Consider the following 16,709-nt stretch of genomic DNA (forward strand, 5'->3'; position numbering starts at 1 on the left):
CGGGTGCGGGTTTTCGCCCGAATCTGCTTGGGCGAGCCTCATTGCGACAGCAGCCGCCCCGCCAGCGCCAGGCCCTGCTCCGGCTCCGTCAGCCGGCCTTCCAGCTGCTCGTCATACACGGCATCGAGCGCCTGTTTGAACTTCGGCCCCGGCTCGTATCCGGCGGCGACCAGATCATCGCCCGAAACCAGCGGCACGGGGGCGAGCCCTCCCGCATGACGGCTCAACCGCCCGACCTCAGCGGCCACGGCATCTCGCTGCCCCGGATCGACGGCCCCCAGCACCGCCAGCGCCGCGCCGAACCACGGTCCGGCCGCCAACCGCTTTCGCGCGGCGACGGGCATCCCGCTCCACTCGTGTTGCAGGCGCGGCAGGTGCTCGAACACCGCCCTCAGGCCATCGCGCTCGTCGTTGCTGAGCACCAGCGACTGGCGCCAGCGGCGGACGGTGTCAGCCGATTCGACGCCTCGATCATGCGCCCACGCCGCCAGGGACGCGATGACGATGTTCAGGTGCCCCATCGCCGGCTCGAGCGCCAGGCGGGCCACCGTGTCGGGCGGCCGGTTGCAGGCCGGCTGATCGAGCACGGGGCCGTCCAGACCCAGTTCGTGCAGCAGCGCCGTCGCCCGCCCACGATGCTCGTCGAGCAGCATGAGGCGGATTTCCTGGCCGATGCGTTCGCGGCTCACGCCGCGCAGTTCGGCCGCGTCGCGTCGCACGGCGGCGGCGGTGGCCGGGTCGATCTGAAACCCGAAACGGGCCGCGAAGCGCACGGCCCGCAGCGCCCTCAAATGATCCTCGCCGAGGCGTGCGGCCGGGTCGCCGATGGCCCGGATAACCCCCGCCGCGATATCCGCCAGGCCGCCGACGTAGTCGATCACTTCGCCGCTGACCGGGTCCATCAGCAGGCCGTTGATGGTGAAATCGCGCCGCCGGGCATCGTTCTCGGCGTCGGTGAAGGTCACCGAATCCGGCCGGCGCTTGTCCGCGTAGCCCGACTCGTGTCGAAAGGTGGCCACTTCAACGGTGCAGCCTCGCTCGCGCACGAGGATGACGCCGAAGTGCTCGCCGACGGCCTGGGTGTTGCGGAAGATCTGTCGCACGCGCTCGGGCCGGGCGTCGGTGGCGACGTCGTAGTCCTTGGGCGCTTGTCCCATGACCTCATCGCGCACGCACCCGCCGGCGAGATAGGCGACAAACCCCTGCTCGCGCAGCGACCGAACGACCGACGTCGCCGCGTCGCGGGCGGGGGAAGCGGGCGAACTGAAGTGCGGCGCGGCCATGACGGGCAAGTGTAGGAGTAGGTCGGCGCTCACCGGTGTCGATGCGATCGAACGTACTCGTCGAGCCAGTCTCTTCCGACGTAATACATGTCGCCCTCCACATCGGTGCGAGCGAACGAGCCATGAGCTCCCGGCCCGAGACCGGCCGGCAACCTTGGCCTGCTCGCGACCGCCGTGGAAGCGCCGAGATCGAACAGGATCGCCTTGATGAGCAGCTCCTGCTGGCGGTCTTCGCATTCGGCGAGTGTTGCCTCGAGCGGGGCGATCACCGCCGATCCAAATCCGGCGAGTGCGGGGGCTGCCGCCTGTGCATCGCCGGGGATCTGGTTGTCCTCGAGACATTCGATGAGCACCGGATACGCTGCGTCGAGTGATTCGACAGAACCAAGATAGCCGCACAGCAGGGCGCACAGCAGTCGCTGTTGAGAATCGTCCGTTCGCCGGAGTGCTTCATCCAGCCGCCGTCGAATCATCGGCTCTGCCTGGCCGTGGCGGTAGAGGAAGCGCAGCCCAACGCGGGCGTTGCGGTAGAGCCACTCACTGTCGTCGCGAAGCGCCTCGATCGCCGCATCGATCACGCCGGCTTCGGCAGCGGGAGAACCACACTTTTCATCCAACCGCGCCAGCACGATGAAGGCGTATTGCCGCTGCTGCCAGTCTCGCGAACGCACCGCCTCGACGAGCAGCGGCCGCACGGCAGCGCCCATCTTTCCCAATTGGGACATGGCGGCGTGCGCGTTGAGTTCAAGCTCGTCAGCATGCAGATCGCGCACGAGCAGCCGCGCCAGCCGTAATTCGACCCATTTCGATTCGCCACCGTTGCTCACGCGCGCGGACAGTTCCCGGCGCATGGTGGACTGCTGCCAGGGTACCCCCGTCTCCTGGATGGCGATGAGAGCCACCGTCGGCGTCCATTGGATCCAATCGTCTGTTCGTGTTGAAACGGCCGCCAGGCAGCCCGTCGCCAGAATCGCGCCTGCCAGCGATGCTCGACCGGGCCGAAAATGAAACCGGGCGTGATGAACGCCGTCGGTGCGGTGCGCCCGGCCGCACTCGGGACAGCGCACTTTGCCTTCGTCTGCCGCAACCTGCTGGGCGGAGAGGTCGTAGCCGCAGGTGTTCCGGAAGAAGTAGCGATGAGGAAGCAGCAGATCAAACCACCAGACGGCGTGGTTCGTCGGGCAGTACATGGGTGAAGGCCGGCCCGACCGTCGTCGCCGGCGCAGCAGCCGCACCATCTGAAGGCGCACGGCCAACCAGACAAACGCGAGGAGCGACAAGCCTCCCAGCGTCAGCGCGCTTCCGACGAGAATGCGGTCGAGCAGCACGATCGGCCCGTCCTGTTCTTCGCCCAGCGCCGCGGGTCAGAATTGCGAGCCGTGGCGCGAAGGGCCAGTCTCATCATCATCGCGTGCAGCAGGCCGAAGACTGTACAAAATGCGCGGCGGCCTTCACCGCCCCGGATGGTCCAGGTGCACGGTGGACAGCCCCGAGGTGATCGGCTTGCGGCCAGCCTGGGTGAACCGGGCCACGAGGTCGGCCGATTCGATTCTCAGGTCGTCCCCGGCGCGGTGATCATCGTCGAGTAGCGACACTTCGATGTAATAGCACGGCCCCGGCAGCGCCCTGGTGCGTGCAGCGCGCATCTGCTCGGGCGTGAACACCCACTCGCGCAGCGGCTGCGTCTGCGGGTCCGCGTAGTCGCCCACGCGATACATCGAGATCGTCAGCGTGCCGTCCTCGTGCAGGGGATACGGATACGGCTCGGACCAGAGGTAGATCGTCGCATCGAGACGATCGCCCATGCCGTTGCCGTTCATGTCGCGCGCATACAGCGTCGGGTGAAAGGCGAGGCGATTGACCAGCAGCGAAGACGGCTGGGAAGGGATCGTCGCCGGCTGCGGATTCAGCGGAGCCTGGCCGTCTTCGTATTCGGTCACGCAGCCCGCCGGGCCCAGCGCCAGCGCAGACAGCGACAGGATGCAGGCGCATCGAAAAATTCTCACGATCGCTCCTCCTCTCGACTCGCGGGCTCCCGAGCCGCCGGCTGATCGCTCGGCTCGTCGCGGCGCGGCTTGCTCCTGCCCGGCGCCGGGTCTTCCCAGAGCGTCGGGTCGATGTCGCCTGCCCGGATCTGCTCTTTCGTCTTAGCCGGGATCGTCATGTCGATGATCGCCTCATCCGTGAACTGGCGGGCCTCCTCAACCGAGCCGACCACGTGCGGCGTGATGACCACGAGAAACTCTGTCTTTTCGCGCCGGTGCAGCCGCGTGCGGAACGGCAGGCCGAAGATCGGAATGTCGCCCAGGAACGGGACCTTCTGGTTGCGCGTTTCGGTTCGCGTCGAGAACAGCCCGCCGATGACCACCGTCTGGCCGTCCTTGACCGTCACGACCGTGTCCACGGTGCGCGTGTCGATGATCGGCGCCTGGAAATCTTCGCTCACCTGCGTCGTGCGGGCCGACAGGCTCGAGATTTCCGGCTTGACCTCCATGCGCACGAACCGGTCCGGGCTGATGGAGGGCAGCACGTCGAGGATGATGCCGATGTCCTTGCGCGTCACGCTGGACCTCGCCGTGCCGGTGTCGGAGATCTGCACGTCTTCGACGATGCCGATGTTCTGGCCGACCTGGAAGGTCGCATTCACGTTGTTGTTGACGAGGATCTGCGGCCGGCTGAGCACTTCAAGACGCCCCTGCGCTTCGAGGGCGCGGATGAGCAGTTCGAGATCGTCCGTGGACACGGAGAGATTGGGCACACCCAGGCCCGACAGCGTCGCCGCAGCCAGGCCGAACGTCGAGCCGGCCGTCACATTCTCGCCGCCCAGCGGACCCACGCTGACATCCATGCCCCACTGCTCATCCGAGTCGAGCGTCACCTCGGCGAGCATGACCGAGATGAGCACCTGCGGCGGGTTCTTGTCCAGTTCCCTGATCATGCTCTCGATCTTGTCCATGTAACGCGGCGAGGCGGAGATCATCAGCGTGTTCGAATCCTCCACGCCGACGACGGATACTTCGCGCTCGAGCTGTTGCAGGATCGAGCCGGCGCGATCCGGCCCCAGCGTGCGGAGGATGCGCTCCTGCTCTTGGGTCAGGAAAGTGTTGAGCGCCTGGGCGACGTCCGCGGCTCGCGCGTTGCGCAGCGGGTAGACCTGTTCGAGCCGCTGCGTGCCCGTCTTGGAATCGAGTTCGGTGATGACCTCTTCGACGAGATCGAGATAGCGCGGCGTGCCCGAGACGATGAGGCTGTTGGTCCGCGGATCAACCGTCATGGACAGTTGCTGCCGCTCGTCGGTCGCGGTGACCAGTTCGGTGTCGTTGAAGGTGGCGACGACGTTGTCGCCGGGCGGGCCGGACGCCGGGTCGTCGTCGCGCGGCCGCAGGATGAGCCCCTGCTCTGGCAGGTTGAACAGTTGACCGAGCAGTTCGGCCATCTGCAGCGCATCGGAGTTGACCAGTTCAAAGATCCGCACCCGCTTCGAACCCGTCTCGGATGAATCGAGTTCATCGATGAGTTCGCGGATCATTCGCATGGACGACGCCGGTGCGGAGACGACGATCGAATTGGTGCGCAGATCGGGAGTGAAGCGGATCGCCTCGCGCACGGCCATGGAGATTTCGGCCTCGGTCGGCTCGCCGTCGCGCTGATCTTCCAGTTTTTCGCGCGTCGAGTCGCGGATGAAGCGAATGATGGTCGCCTGGTCCTGGGTGCCGCCGCCGCGCCGCCCGCCGGAGAGCACGTTTTCAAGCAGCGGGACGATCTCAATCGCGTTGGCTGCGTTGAGCGGGATCATCTGGATCTCGCGCACGTCGGTCACCTGCGTCGATTCGAGTTCGTTGATCAGGTCGCGCAGCGCGGCAATATCCGAAGCCGGCGCCGAAATGGCGATGGCGTTGAGCCGCATGTCGGGTGAAACGCGAATGGTGCCATCGCCGCGCGTGCGGTTGGCTTCGGTTACGTAGAGCGCGTTGAGCTGATCGACCATGCGGTCCGCACGCGAATTGCGCAGCGTGATGATCTCGACTTCGGCGCCGGTGGAGGCGAGGTTTTCGGCGTCGCTGAGCGTGGTGATCAGGCCGCGGATGATTTCAAGATTCTCATCGCTGGCGGCGACGATGAGGCTGTTGGTCGCCGCGTCGGGCTGGATCACCGTCCGGTCCTGCGCGCCGGCCGACTCGCCCAGCGAGCGCTCGCGCTCGCGCATGAGCGCCTCGAGGCGCGGGGCCAGCACTTCGACGCGCTGCCCGCTGATCGGGATGACGTGCAGGCTCAGCGCCGGGTTGAACGGCGCGTTCTCCAGGCGCGTCACGAGTTCGTTGATGCGCTTCAGATCGTCGGCGCTGGCAGTGACCAGCAGGCTGTTGGTGCGCGAGTCGGTGAGGACCAGCGGCTTTTCGCGCGAGGCGAGTTCGCTGGGCAGATCGGCGTACTGCCGATCCATCACGCGCTGAATCGTGTCGGCGACTTTGGCGGCATTGCCGCGATTGAGCGGGATGATCTGAACGTCGTTGGCGGTCGAGGCGCGCGTATTCTCGAGCGAACTGGCCAGTTGCTCGATCACTTCGAAACTCTCGTTGCCCGCCGTCACGAGCAGGCTGTTGGTGCGCGAGTCGGCGACGATGACCGCCTGCTGCTGGTCGGCCGTCTCCGGCTCGGTCTGGCGCAGGCGATCAAGCCGCGAATCCATCAGCCGCTGGATGAGCGGCGCAATTACCGTCGCAGACGCGTTGCTCAGGCGGATCATGCGGATGTCGTGCAGCTCGGCCGTCTTCTCGGAGTCGAGCGACTGCAGGAGCATCTCGGTGACCGCGAAACTGCGCGGGCTGGTGGTGATAATGAGCGAGTTGGTCCGTTCGTCAGCCTGCACGGCAAGCCGGTCTTCATCGCGGATCGCACCCGTCTGCGCCTGTCGATCGAACAGCGCCGTGAGAATGGACGCCACGCGGCTGGCCGTGGCGTGCCCGAGGGGATAGATGCGCACCGCGTTGGACGGCGCCGCCGCGGGCACGTCGAGCATCGCGACCAGTTCGCTCACGGCTTCAATATTCTCCGGCGTGCCGACGACGACGATCGCGTTCAGTTTGCTGTCGGGCCGAATGACCAGCCGCGTCATAGGCACGAAGAGATCGGCATCGACCATGTCCTGCGGCCCGCCGCCGCGCCGGGCGATGCGCAGGCGCCCGACCTGCTTCTGCATGGCCTGCGCCTCGGGGCCGGTCGCCTGGCCGCGCACGAGCACTTCATCGAGCATCTCGGCCAGCGCTTCAGCGTCGGCGTGGCGCAACGTGAGCACGCGCGGCTCAACCCACTTGGCGGCGATGTCGCTGTCGAGTTTGCCAATCAGCACCTCCACCAGCGCCACCGACGCCTCGCGGCCGGCGACGATCAGCGTGTTCGTCCGCTCGTCCACCGTCATGGCGACATCCTCGAGCAGCGCGCCGCCCACCTCGGTCAGCGGACGACCTTCAATGTTCGTGCCCGGCTGTGTCGCGAGTTTACGGCCCTGCGAGAAGAGATCTTCCGCGATCGACTTCATCATGGTCGCGGCGATGTTGCTCAGCGGGAACAGGCGCACCGTCACCGCTTCCGTCACCGGGAGCTTATCGAACAATCGCACGATCTCGGCCAGCGCTTCGCAATTGGCGGGCGTCGAACTGATGAGCACGCCGTTCACGTTCGGCGCGGGCAGCACGCGAATCGGCTGCGTGAGATCGAGATTGAGATCTTCCTGCGTGGCTCCATCGCGGCGCAGGCTCAGCCGCCGCACCTGCTCCTGAATCGCCACGGCCATGGGCGTGTCGGCGTGCTGCTCGCCGGGCTTGAGCAGGTCGCGGATGATCGTCGCCACCGCGCTCGCCTCGGCCTGGCGCAGTTCGATGAGCCGCACCTGCGCCTGCGCAAAGTCCGGCGCTGCATCAAGCGCTGCGATGATCGAGAGAATGCGCTCGCGATCTCCCGGATTGCCGACCACGGCCAGCGCGCGCCGTCCGGGCAGAACGCTGACCTTGAGCGGCTCGCCGAGGATTCCCGCGGCCCCTTCCCGCTGCTTGTCGAGATCGAGCGATTCGAGAATCCGCTTCATCTCTTCGGGGGCAATGTTTTCGATGGGCACGACGAAAATCTGCTGCCCGCCGGATGGCCCGAGGCGATCGAGTTCTTCCACCACCTGCACGATCTGCGAGTAGAGGCGCGCCGAAGAGGCGATAACGAGCGTATTGGCCACGCTGTCCACCTCGATAGCCAGCGGCTCTTCCATGGATCGGGCCGTGGCGGTGAAGGTTTCGCGAATCGCCTCCGCCACGCGCGGCGCGCTCGCCTTGGCCAGCGCCAGCACCCGCACCGACATGCCTTCCTTGCGCGAAGTCTGTTCGAGCGCCCTGGCCAGCGCCTCGATCTGCGAGAACTCATCAGGTTCGGCGCGGACGATGATGGTGTTGGAGGCGGTGTCGGCGGAGATGACGATCGACTTGCGTCCGCCGCGGCGGGCGCCGGCCCCGCTGCGCTCATCGGCGTACATGCTGGTGATCGTGGCGGCCACTTCGGCGGCTTTGGCCTCGTTGAGCGGGATCAGCTGAGCCGGCGGCAACTGCGCGTAGTCCGCCACGTCCAGGCTCGTCACGATCGCCTGGATCTTCTCGAGGTTGCGCCGAGACGCCGAGACGATGATCGAGTTCGTCAGCGGCTCGGCCGCGGCGCGGACGACGTCGGTGTCATCCACGAGCACGCGAGGCACGTTGCCGCCCTCGCCCTGTTCGCCGTTGCCGCGACGCACCGGCTGCTCGCCGCCGCGCCGCGCTTCGACCTGCGGCGCGAACGCCTGGTTGATCGCCGCGCTCACCGACGAGGCGTCTGCGTAGCGCAGTGCGATGACTTCCAGTTGCAGCGTCGCGTCGTATTCCTTGCCGTCCAGTTTGCTGATGAGTTCCTTGATTCCCGGCCACTCGCCTTCCTCGGCCGAAATGACCAGGCTGTTGCTCACCGGGTCTGAGACGATCGACACGTTCTGCTTGGAGGGCGTGTCCGCTTCGCTCGCCCACCGGCCGTAGAACATGTCCAGCGCCGAGGCGACCTTTTCGGCCTGCGCGAACTTGATCGGAATGAACTCGGTCGTGCGCACCGTCGCCGCAGGCAGGTCGATCTGCTTGAGGATCTGCTCGACCTCCGCGTGCTGTTCGGCTGTGGCGGCGATGATGAGGCCGTTGTCGCGGGGCGAAGTAGAGACGGTCGGCACAGGGTCGCTCGACGTGCCGCCGCGCTGCGCGAGCAGCGTCGAAAGCGTGAGGCGCACATCGCTGGCCACGATGTGCGTCAACGGGTAGATGCGATACTCGCGCACGCTCTTGACGGGCGCTTCATCCAGTTCGCCCACGAACCGCGCGATGAGCGGCATCGACTCGGGGGTGGCCACGACGATCACCGCGTTGTTGCGCGTGTTGGCGGTGATGCGGGCGTCGATGGCAATGGGCTGCTGGCCCTGCTCCTGGCCTTCGAGCATGAAGCGCGTCACTTCCTCCTGGATGTTCCGGGCCTGGTTGCGCTGCGGCTGGCGGCTCAGGTCGAACGCGTCATTGAGCACATCGGCCACTTCCGCGGCGCGGGCGTTGGCAAGCGCAAAGGTCTGGATGAGTTTCACTGTCCCCGCCGGCGGCGCATCGATCATCGCGAGCACCGCGTCGATCTCCTCGAAGCGGTCTTCGGGCGCGCTGATGACGATGCTGTTGGTGCGCGCATCAGCGGTGACGACCACCTGCCGCGCCGGCGGCTCATTGCGCGTGGGGAAGAGATCGCGCAGCGTGCGCATCGCGTCGCTCGCGTCGCCATGCTCGAGCATGTGCAGCCGGAAGGCCCGGTCGTCGCCTTCGCTGGGCACGTCGATGCTGCTCAGCAGATCGCGGATGGTGGCGATCTGCTGAGCGGTGGCGGAGACGACGATCTTGCCCGATTCGTTGGCCGGCGTCATCGTGATGCCTGGATCGGGCAGATTCGCCGCTCGGGCCCGATCGTTGAAGAACCGCACCAGGCTCTGGGCCACGTCGCTGGGCCGCGCGTGCGCGATAGTGAGGATTTCAATCGTCTGATCGGGCCTGAGCGACGCCTTGTCGAGTTCGGCGACGAAGTCCGCTATGCCGTCGAGTTCAGACTCGCGGCCGGACACGATGAGCAGCTTGTTGTCCGGGTCGGCGATGATCTTCACCTCGTCCGGATCGGGCGGGTAATACCACCAGAAGTTGTTCGACTGCGAGGCGCCGTAGCTTTCGCGCGCGGCCCGGCTGATGATGTTCACATCGCCGTTTTCGATCTTCAGAATGCGCACCGAGCGCACCGCCTGCTGATCGGCCGGCGCGTCCAGAGCGCGGATCACGTTTTCGATGAGCGCAAAGTTCTCACCCGTGCCGCTGACCACGAGCGAATTGGTGCGCCGGTCTGGCTGGATGCTGATCTTGCCGCGCGACTCCGACCGTCCGCCCCACCGGCCCACCGCATCGTCGTAGGTCAGTTCCCAGCCCATGCTGCTGACGATGTTCGACACGTCCTCAGCCTTGGCGAACTTGAGCGGGATGATCTCGTACTTAAGGTCCTGCGCTTCGCTGGGCGCATCGAACGCCTTGAGCAGGTCCTGCATTTCGGCAAAGTCCTGGTCAGACGCCGCCACGAAGACCGTGCTGGAGCGCTGATCGCCCACCACGCTGATGCGCCGCGGCGGCCGCGCCTGGCCCGGCCGCTGATTCAGGCGGGCCCGGTCCTCGAAGAACTGCTGCAATGCGCTGGCGGCGCGTTGGGCATCGGCCCGCTCGAGCTTGATCGCGCGGATCGGCAGTTCCTTCGTTTCGAATCGATCGACTTCCTTCACAACATCCTGAATCGCCCGCAAGTCTTCCTCGCCCGCGCGGATGAGCAGCAGTTGGGACGGATCATCGGGTACGATGACGATGCGCTCGCGCCGCTTCGGATCGCCGCCGATGAGAACCTGGTCGATGATCTGCTTGAGACGGCTGGGCGTCGCGCTCTGTGTTTCGAGAATCGTCAGCGGCGGAGCGTCTTCGATGGGCGTAAACCGGTTCATCGCCGCCAGCACCCGGCCGATCACTTCGAAGTCCACGTCGTTGGCGCTGACGATCAGTCCCCCGCCCGGCTGGTCGGGTATGACGGCAACCTCACCCGTCAATCCACCCGCCACGCCTCGCCGGCGCATCTGGGTGAGCAACCCGTTGATCGTGTTGGCGATCTGGCCGGCGTTGGCGCGTTCATCGAGCGCGATGTAGTGGATCTGCTCGGGCAGACCGGGAATCTGCGACTGGATCTGCTCGGCCAGCTGCGCCAGCCGGTCGTTGGCCTGCGGTGAGCCGACCACGATCAGGCTGTTGGACGCTTCGTCCACGGCGATGATGACATCCGGCTCCTGAGCCGGCGGATCGATCGCGAGCACCGACGCCGCGAGCGCAGCGGCGAAGCCGTCCAATCGCGTCGCATCCTCGTGCTTCAGTTCCGGCGCCACGGACAGATCGGCGCCGATGGGCGTCAGTTGAGCGCCATCATCACCGGCGTCCTGCTCTTCGCTCTTCTGCCGCCTGATGAGTTCATCGATGCTGATGATCTCGACGCGCGCGCCGCTGCGCTGTTCGAGCAGCCGGCGGAGCGTTTCGGCCGTCTGGGCCGCATCGGCCTTCGATCGGTCGATGGGAATCATGCGCACTTCGCGCGCTGCGCTGATCGTGGCGGTCTCGAGGTCGTTGATGATGCCTTCGATGACGGCGAACTGTTCGGAGGTGCCGCGCACGATCAGGCAGTTGCTCCCCGCGTCCACGCGGATGACCGGGGGAACCGCGCTGCCCGTCGTTTCGTCGCCGAGCACGGCTTGCAGATTCGCAGCAACGTCCTGCGCCCGCGCATTGAGCAGCGGCAGCACGCGCACCGAGCGCTGCGGCCCGGTCGCGATCTTGGTCGGATCGACGTCAAGTTGCCGCACCATCTCTTCGGCGAGGTTGAGCACAGAGGTCGGCGCGCTGATGACCACGGCGTTAAGTCGCGACTCCGCCGCCACGCGCACATCCGGCCCGAGATCGGGCAGTTGCCAGCCGCGCCGCATGAAGTCGAATCGCATCCACTGATCCATCTGCTCGCCGCGCAGCAGTTGCTCGACCATCGGCGCCACCCGGTCCGCCTGCGTGTGCTTGAGGAATACGGTGCGCACCTGCGGCTGATCGGACGCCTGGCCCGAGTCGAGGCTCTCCACGAGCGCGGCGATCTCCTTCATCTCGTCGGGGGTCGCGGCAACGACGATCGAATTCGTCGATTCTTCGGCCATGACGCTCGCGACGCGGCCGGGCGGGCTGGAGCCCTGCCGGTTCTGGAGCAGACTCGAGATCGCCGGGGCAACGTTGGCGGCCCTGGCCTGCACGAGGTTGAACACCTGCAGTTCAACCGTCTCATCGCCGTTGCGCGGCTGGTCGTACTCGCGGATAATCGACTGGATGATCTGGTGCTGCGCCGGCTGGGCGGCGACGAGCAGCGAATTCGTCGCTTCGACGACTTCGACCAGCGGCGCCGGTCCGATGGCGCCGCCCTGGAACGATTTCGAAGCCGACACGAGATCGGTGAGGAACTTCGCGGCCTTGGCCGCGCTGACGTTCTGCAGCGCCAGGAGGCGCACATCGCGTCCGCTGCCCAGCGTCTGCTGCAACTGCGTGAGGATCGCCATGTAGCGCGACATCGCCGGCGCATCGGCCACGACGTAGAACACGCCCGCAGTCGCATCGTGCTCGACGCTGACCTCAGTCAGTGCCGCGTCGGCCTGGCGCTGCTGGGCGTAGATCTCGCCGGCTCGCGCGAGAATCTGCGCCGCGTCGGCATTGCCGACGTTGACCACGCGGAACTGCACGTCGCGGCTGCGCTTCTCATCGAGCGTCTTGACCACCGAGTCAATCACCGGCGCCTGCTCGGGCAGCGCCGTGACGAGAATCACATCCAGCGCATCGACGGGCACGATCTCGGGCGCGACAAACGGCGAGCCGTCATCCGGAGTGAGCAGTTGGGCGCACAGCGTCTTAAGCGGCGCCGCGATTCGGCTGGCCTGTCCGGGCGAAACGCTGATCTGCCGGGTCTCGCGCTCGATGGGCAGAGCCGATTCGACCGTGGTGAGCAACTGCTGCCAGCGGGTGATGGCGTCGCGCCGGCCGATCAGCGTGATGGCGTTCGACTCCGGATCGCGCTCGACGACCACCTGGCTCATCGGGTCCGCCTCGGCTGAACCGACCTCGCGGCCGTAGAGGTCGCTCACGCGCCGGATCACGTCGTCGGCGTCGCCGCGCGCCAGGCGGATGATCCGCACCTCGCGCGGGCGGTCGGTCGGCTCGACATCGAGCGTCTGCGCCAATTGCCGCACGAGTTCGACATCCGACGCCGGGCCGGCGAGGATAAGTGAGCGACCGTCGGGTGAGGGCAGCGTATTGACCAGGCGCGCCTGCCGCGGCGTCATGAGTTGCCTGAGCGCCTGCTGCACGCTGGCGGGCGCGGCAAAGCGCAGCGGCACGACAGCCGCGGTGCGGGCGAAATTCACCGGGTCGTCTCCCCCGCCGTCCACCTCTTTAAGCAGCGTCACCGCCCGCTCGAGCGCGATCGCCGAGCCGACGATGGTGATGCGATTGAGTTCTTCCAGCGGCAGGATGACGGGCTTCTCTTCGTTCTTGAGCGGCTTGAACAGGTCAGTGAGCAGCCTCGCCGCTTCCTGCGTCGAGATGCGGCCGAGGTTGATCGTCGTCATGTCCGTGCCGTCGGCCCCCTGCTGGCCGGGCACGTCGAGCATGTTGATCATGTCCTCGAGCGTTTCGAGCCGGCCGATGGGCCCCTTGGCGATGATGGTGTTCGTGCGGCTGTCGGGCTGGATGCGCAGGCCGGCAAGGTCGTCTTCCTCGAGTTTGACCTGCTGGCCCTGCTGATTGATGACATACTTGACAATGCGCTCGCTCATGAGGATCTTGAGCGTGTCCACCAGCGCGCTGGCCTGCGCGTTCTTGATGGGGAAGATGCGCACCTGGTCCTGGTAGTCGCCGGCCGTGTCGAGCGCGTCGATGATGGTCTGCAGCCGGCGGATCTGGCCGGCGGTTTCCGTGACCAGCAGCGCGTTCTGCTGAGGCAGCGGCGTGAGCCCGCCGTAGGCGCCAACCAGCGACTGCAGCCGCTCGGAGAGTTCAGCGGCGGTGATGTTCTGCAGCGGGATGAGGACGGTGACCAATTGCTCGTTGGTCACGTCGCCGGGGATCGTCCCGGCGAGATAGGTCGGCCCGGGATTGGTCTTGTCGAATGTTCCGAGGTACAGAAACTCGCCGTCGCGCGACAGCGTTACGCCCTTGGTCTGCAGGATGATGTTGAGAATGCGCAGCGCTTCGGTGTACGAGTAGGAGTCGGGCGAGAAATAGGTCAGCGCGCCCTTGGGCGGCTCGACCTTGGCAATCACCGGCAGTCCTACCGCCCGGCTGAAGAAGTCGATGACGTCGGCGTAGGGCGCATCCTTAAAGTTGAACTGCACCGTCGGCTCGGGCGCGTCAGGCGCCGGCTGCGAGGCTGGCTGCGCTTGTGTTGAAAGCGCGGGCTCCGGCGCCGGCTCGTCTTGCCCATGTACCGCCGAGGCGAAGCCCAGCGCGGCGAGAGTTGCAACGTGCAGCAGGCAAGACCTGATGCTGGTGTTCAGCATGGCGCATCCACTCCTTCACTCAACCCACCCCCGAGCGGGGGCTCGCCCCTGCGGGCGACTCGAACATCAATGCGTGCCGACAGTCTACTGGTTTACCGGCCGACGTTCTTCAAGACTCTGTCCGATTTGGATCGAGAACAGCGATCCCTCGATGCTGACGACCGCCTGCGCCCGCGATATCTCCTCCACCTGCGCTTCGAGAATCCGATCCCCGGCCCGCAGCTGCTTCGCCTCGCTGGTCTTGCGGTTGCGCAGCCAGAGTTCCGGCTGCTGGTCGATCCAGACGATGCCCGTCACCACCCAGTCGCCCCACGGCACGGGCGCCGGCGCAGGCGGCTGGACCGCCACGGCCGGCTTGACCTCGGGCTTCACTTCGGGAGCGGGCGGCGGCGCGCGGAAGAGGTTCTTGCCGCTGATCGACGCGTACGAAGGCGCCTGCGCCAGACCTGGAGCCGGCTGGGGCGGCGGATCGGCGCCCGGCAGGATCACGGTCGTCAGCGAGACCGACAGATCCACGACTTCTCCCCCCCGGCGCGGCCGCAGCGAGAAACGATCGATCCGGCTCAGGTATGGCTCGGCCGCGATGACTTCAACCGCGCGCACCGCCTGCTCGAAGGTCCCCTGCCCACTGAACTCGGCGCCAAGCGTGTAGAAATCGGGCTGGGCCGTCAGGCTCTTCCACCGGCGGTCGCGGTACTCCGATCTTGCCGGGGATGCGACAGACTTGGGGTTGCCGGTGGACACGCGCAGGTCAGTCAGGCCGATGCCGTGCCCGATCGTATTGAGCCGCTCGCGCAGGATGCTGACCGCTTCCTCCGACGTCCCCGCCAGCGTTCGCGCTGCTGCGTCGCGCAGCTCCCGACGCTGTGCCACTTCCTTGTTGATCGTCTCCTGCAGCCGCGCGATGGTTGTGCGCTCCTCGTCAATCCGGTTGAGCAGGTCGCGGCGCGGCGCAAAATACGATTTCGACGCCGTGGACCACAGCAGCCATGCAGCGGCAGCGCCGGCGACCGAAAGGAAGATGAGCCGCGCCCGCGTCATCCGCCGCTTCCTCTCCGGCTCGATCGGCGACCGCGACCACCCGCCGGCGACGTCTCCTCAGCCGGGACGCTCGGCTCCTGCGGGGCGATCTGCTCGGGCGCGCCCGCCGCGGCGGCTTCGCCTGGTTGCTGGGAAGTTGCCTGCTCGGGCGCGGCGCCGGCGCTCGACGCCAGCGGCTGAGTCGCCCCGCCACCGGCCGGCGGGACTGGCAGCGGCGTGATCAACCTCAACCCGAACGCTTCGGTGTAGGTCTTGTCATTCGACGACGTGTCGGCGACGATCGGCTCGGTGCGGTAGGTATCGAGATCCACGAACGCGGCGCGGATGGCGTCGGCGATCGGGCGACTGACCGCGGCTCCGCTGAATTGCAGCGAAGCCTCCATCTCGACCCCGAGCCACTTGCCCTCTTTGCGGCGCATCACCGGCTCATTCATCGACGCGCTGAACGAGCCGAGAATCGCCTGCTGGGTCTGCGGCAGGTGTTCGGACACAAACGCGAGATGATCGAGCCAGTTGAACCGCGCTCTCTCCCAGCGGCTCAGGTGTTCGAGCCGAAACCGTTCATGCTCGTAACCGAGAAAGTCGGGCAGCAGGGCGTCCTTCTCGTCGGTGAGTGACTTGAGTTGCCCCTCCAGCCGCCGCAGGTGCATGTTCCCGGCCGTCCAGATCGAGCCGAGCACGATGATGATCGCGGCGACGGCGCCCAGCACGCGCTGGCGGCGGTGCGCCGCCAGATCGGGCGCCTGCTTGGGCTGGAAGAAGTTGACGCCGTCAAGACCCTCGGCCGCCGCAAGCCCGACGCCCACCAGCGGCCAGGCGGGCCCGAGCGTGGCCGTGTCGCCGGACACCTTGGGGTGGCTGAGCAGCACCTCGGTCGGGCGGCCCAGCAGGCTGCGCACTTCCGTCGCCACGCCGCCGGCGAGCCCGTCATTGCCGATGACCACGATGTGCTCGACGTCGGGCGACTCTTCCGTGGCGCGGTAACTCATCCACGAGCGCTTCGCCTCGGTCGCCAGCCGCCTCGCCTCTTCGTGGCGATCGACCTTCTCGGAGGCCGAGATCACTTCCGCGGCGCGGGCGAAGCACACCCGGCCATCGCACGCAACGACCAGCTCCACTTCGCCGTAGCGGCGCAGGTCAATCGCCAGCAGCGAGCCGCTGCGCTGCCGCGACATCTCGGCGATGAGCGAGCCCGTCGCCAGCGGCCGCAGCGCGATGCGGTCGATCCTGAATCCGCCAGCCAGCGCCAGCGATTTGTAACGATCGATGAGTTCTTCGCGGACAGCGGCGGCGATGACTTCCGATTCGCCTTCGGATTCGCGCTCGGCCGCATAGTCGATGATCGACCCCGCCGCAGGGAAGGGCAATTGGCCGGCCATCTTGATCGCCACCATGCCCGGCAGTTCGTCGAGGCGCGTGCTCGGCAGCACGAGATGCTTGAGACCCACCGACTGTCGAGGGACGACGAACACCACCGGCCCGGGGCCGAAGCGATGTTCCTTCATCGTCCGCGCCATCCACTTGCCGATCCACTCGTCGTCGCTGGGCTCGATGTCCGGCGGGATGTCCAGCGACACGCGAGCCCCCACCTTCACTCCCGATCGCGCAGCCGTAAGGTGCACGGCCGTGAACTGGTCGCTGCTGAGGTCGATGGCGGTGAAGCGGCTCACGCGGCCGCGCGGCGAAAACAT

Annotated in this window: 6 protein-coding genes; all 6 read right to left on the reverse strand. The window is 66.7% G+C overall.

The genetic code is table 11. From position 1 onward, the window contains the following. Positions 1-38: 38 nt before the first annotated feature. Positions 39-1,283 (reverse strand): CCA tRNA nucleotidyltransferase, encoded by a 1,245-nt coding sequence (locus tag IT430_07320; protein MCC6907733.1) that lies wholly within the window; start codon positions 1,281-1,283, stop codon positions 39-41. A gap of 29 nt (positions 1,284-1,312) precedes the next feature. Continuing rightward, complete coding sequence (locus tag IT430_07325; protein MCC6907734.1) at positions 1,313-2,611, reverse strand: hypothetical protein; 1,299 nt, start codon at positions 2,609-2,611, stop codon at positions 1,313-1,315. 123 nt (positions 2,612-2,734) lie between these two features. Continuing rightward, positions 2,735-3,289 (reverse strand): hypothetical protein, encoded by a 555-nt coding sequence (locus IT430_07330; protein MCC6907735.1) that lies wholly within the window; start codon positions 3,287-3,289, stop codon positions 2,735-2,737. Beyond that, a complete protein-coding gene (locus IT430_07335) occupies positions 3,286-13,977 on the reverse strand; it encodes a hypothetical protein (GenBank protein ID MCC6907736.1) in 10,692 nt (3,563 codons plus the stop codon). Before IT430_07335 ends, IT430_07330 begins: the two co-directional genes overlap by 4 nt. An 84-nt stretch (positions 13,978-14,061) precedes the next feature. Beyond that, positions 14,062-15,018 carry a hypothetical protein gene (locus tag IT430_07340; GenBank protein ID MCC6907737.1) on the reverse strand — a complete coding sequence of 319 codons (957 nt, stop codon included), beginning with the start codon at positions 15,016-15,018 and terminating at the stop codon, positions 14,062-14,064. After that, complete coding sequence (locus IT430_07345) at positions 15,015-16,709, reverse strand: hypothetical protein (GenBank protein ID MCC6907738.1); 1,695 nt, start codon at positions 16,707-16,709, stop codon at positions 15,015-15,017. The genes IT430_07340 and IT430_07345 overlap by 4 nt, the downstream gene beginning before the upstream one ends.

It is taken from the genome of Phycisphaerales bacterium (assembly GCA_020852515.1).
Lineage (GTDB): Bacteria > Planctomycetota > Phycisphaerae > Phycisphaerales > UBA5793 > UBA5793.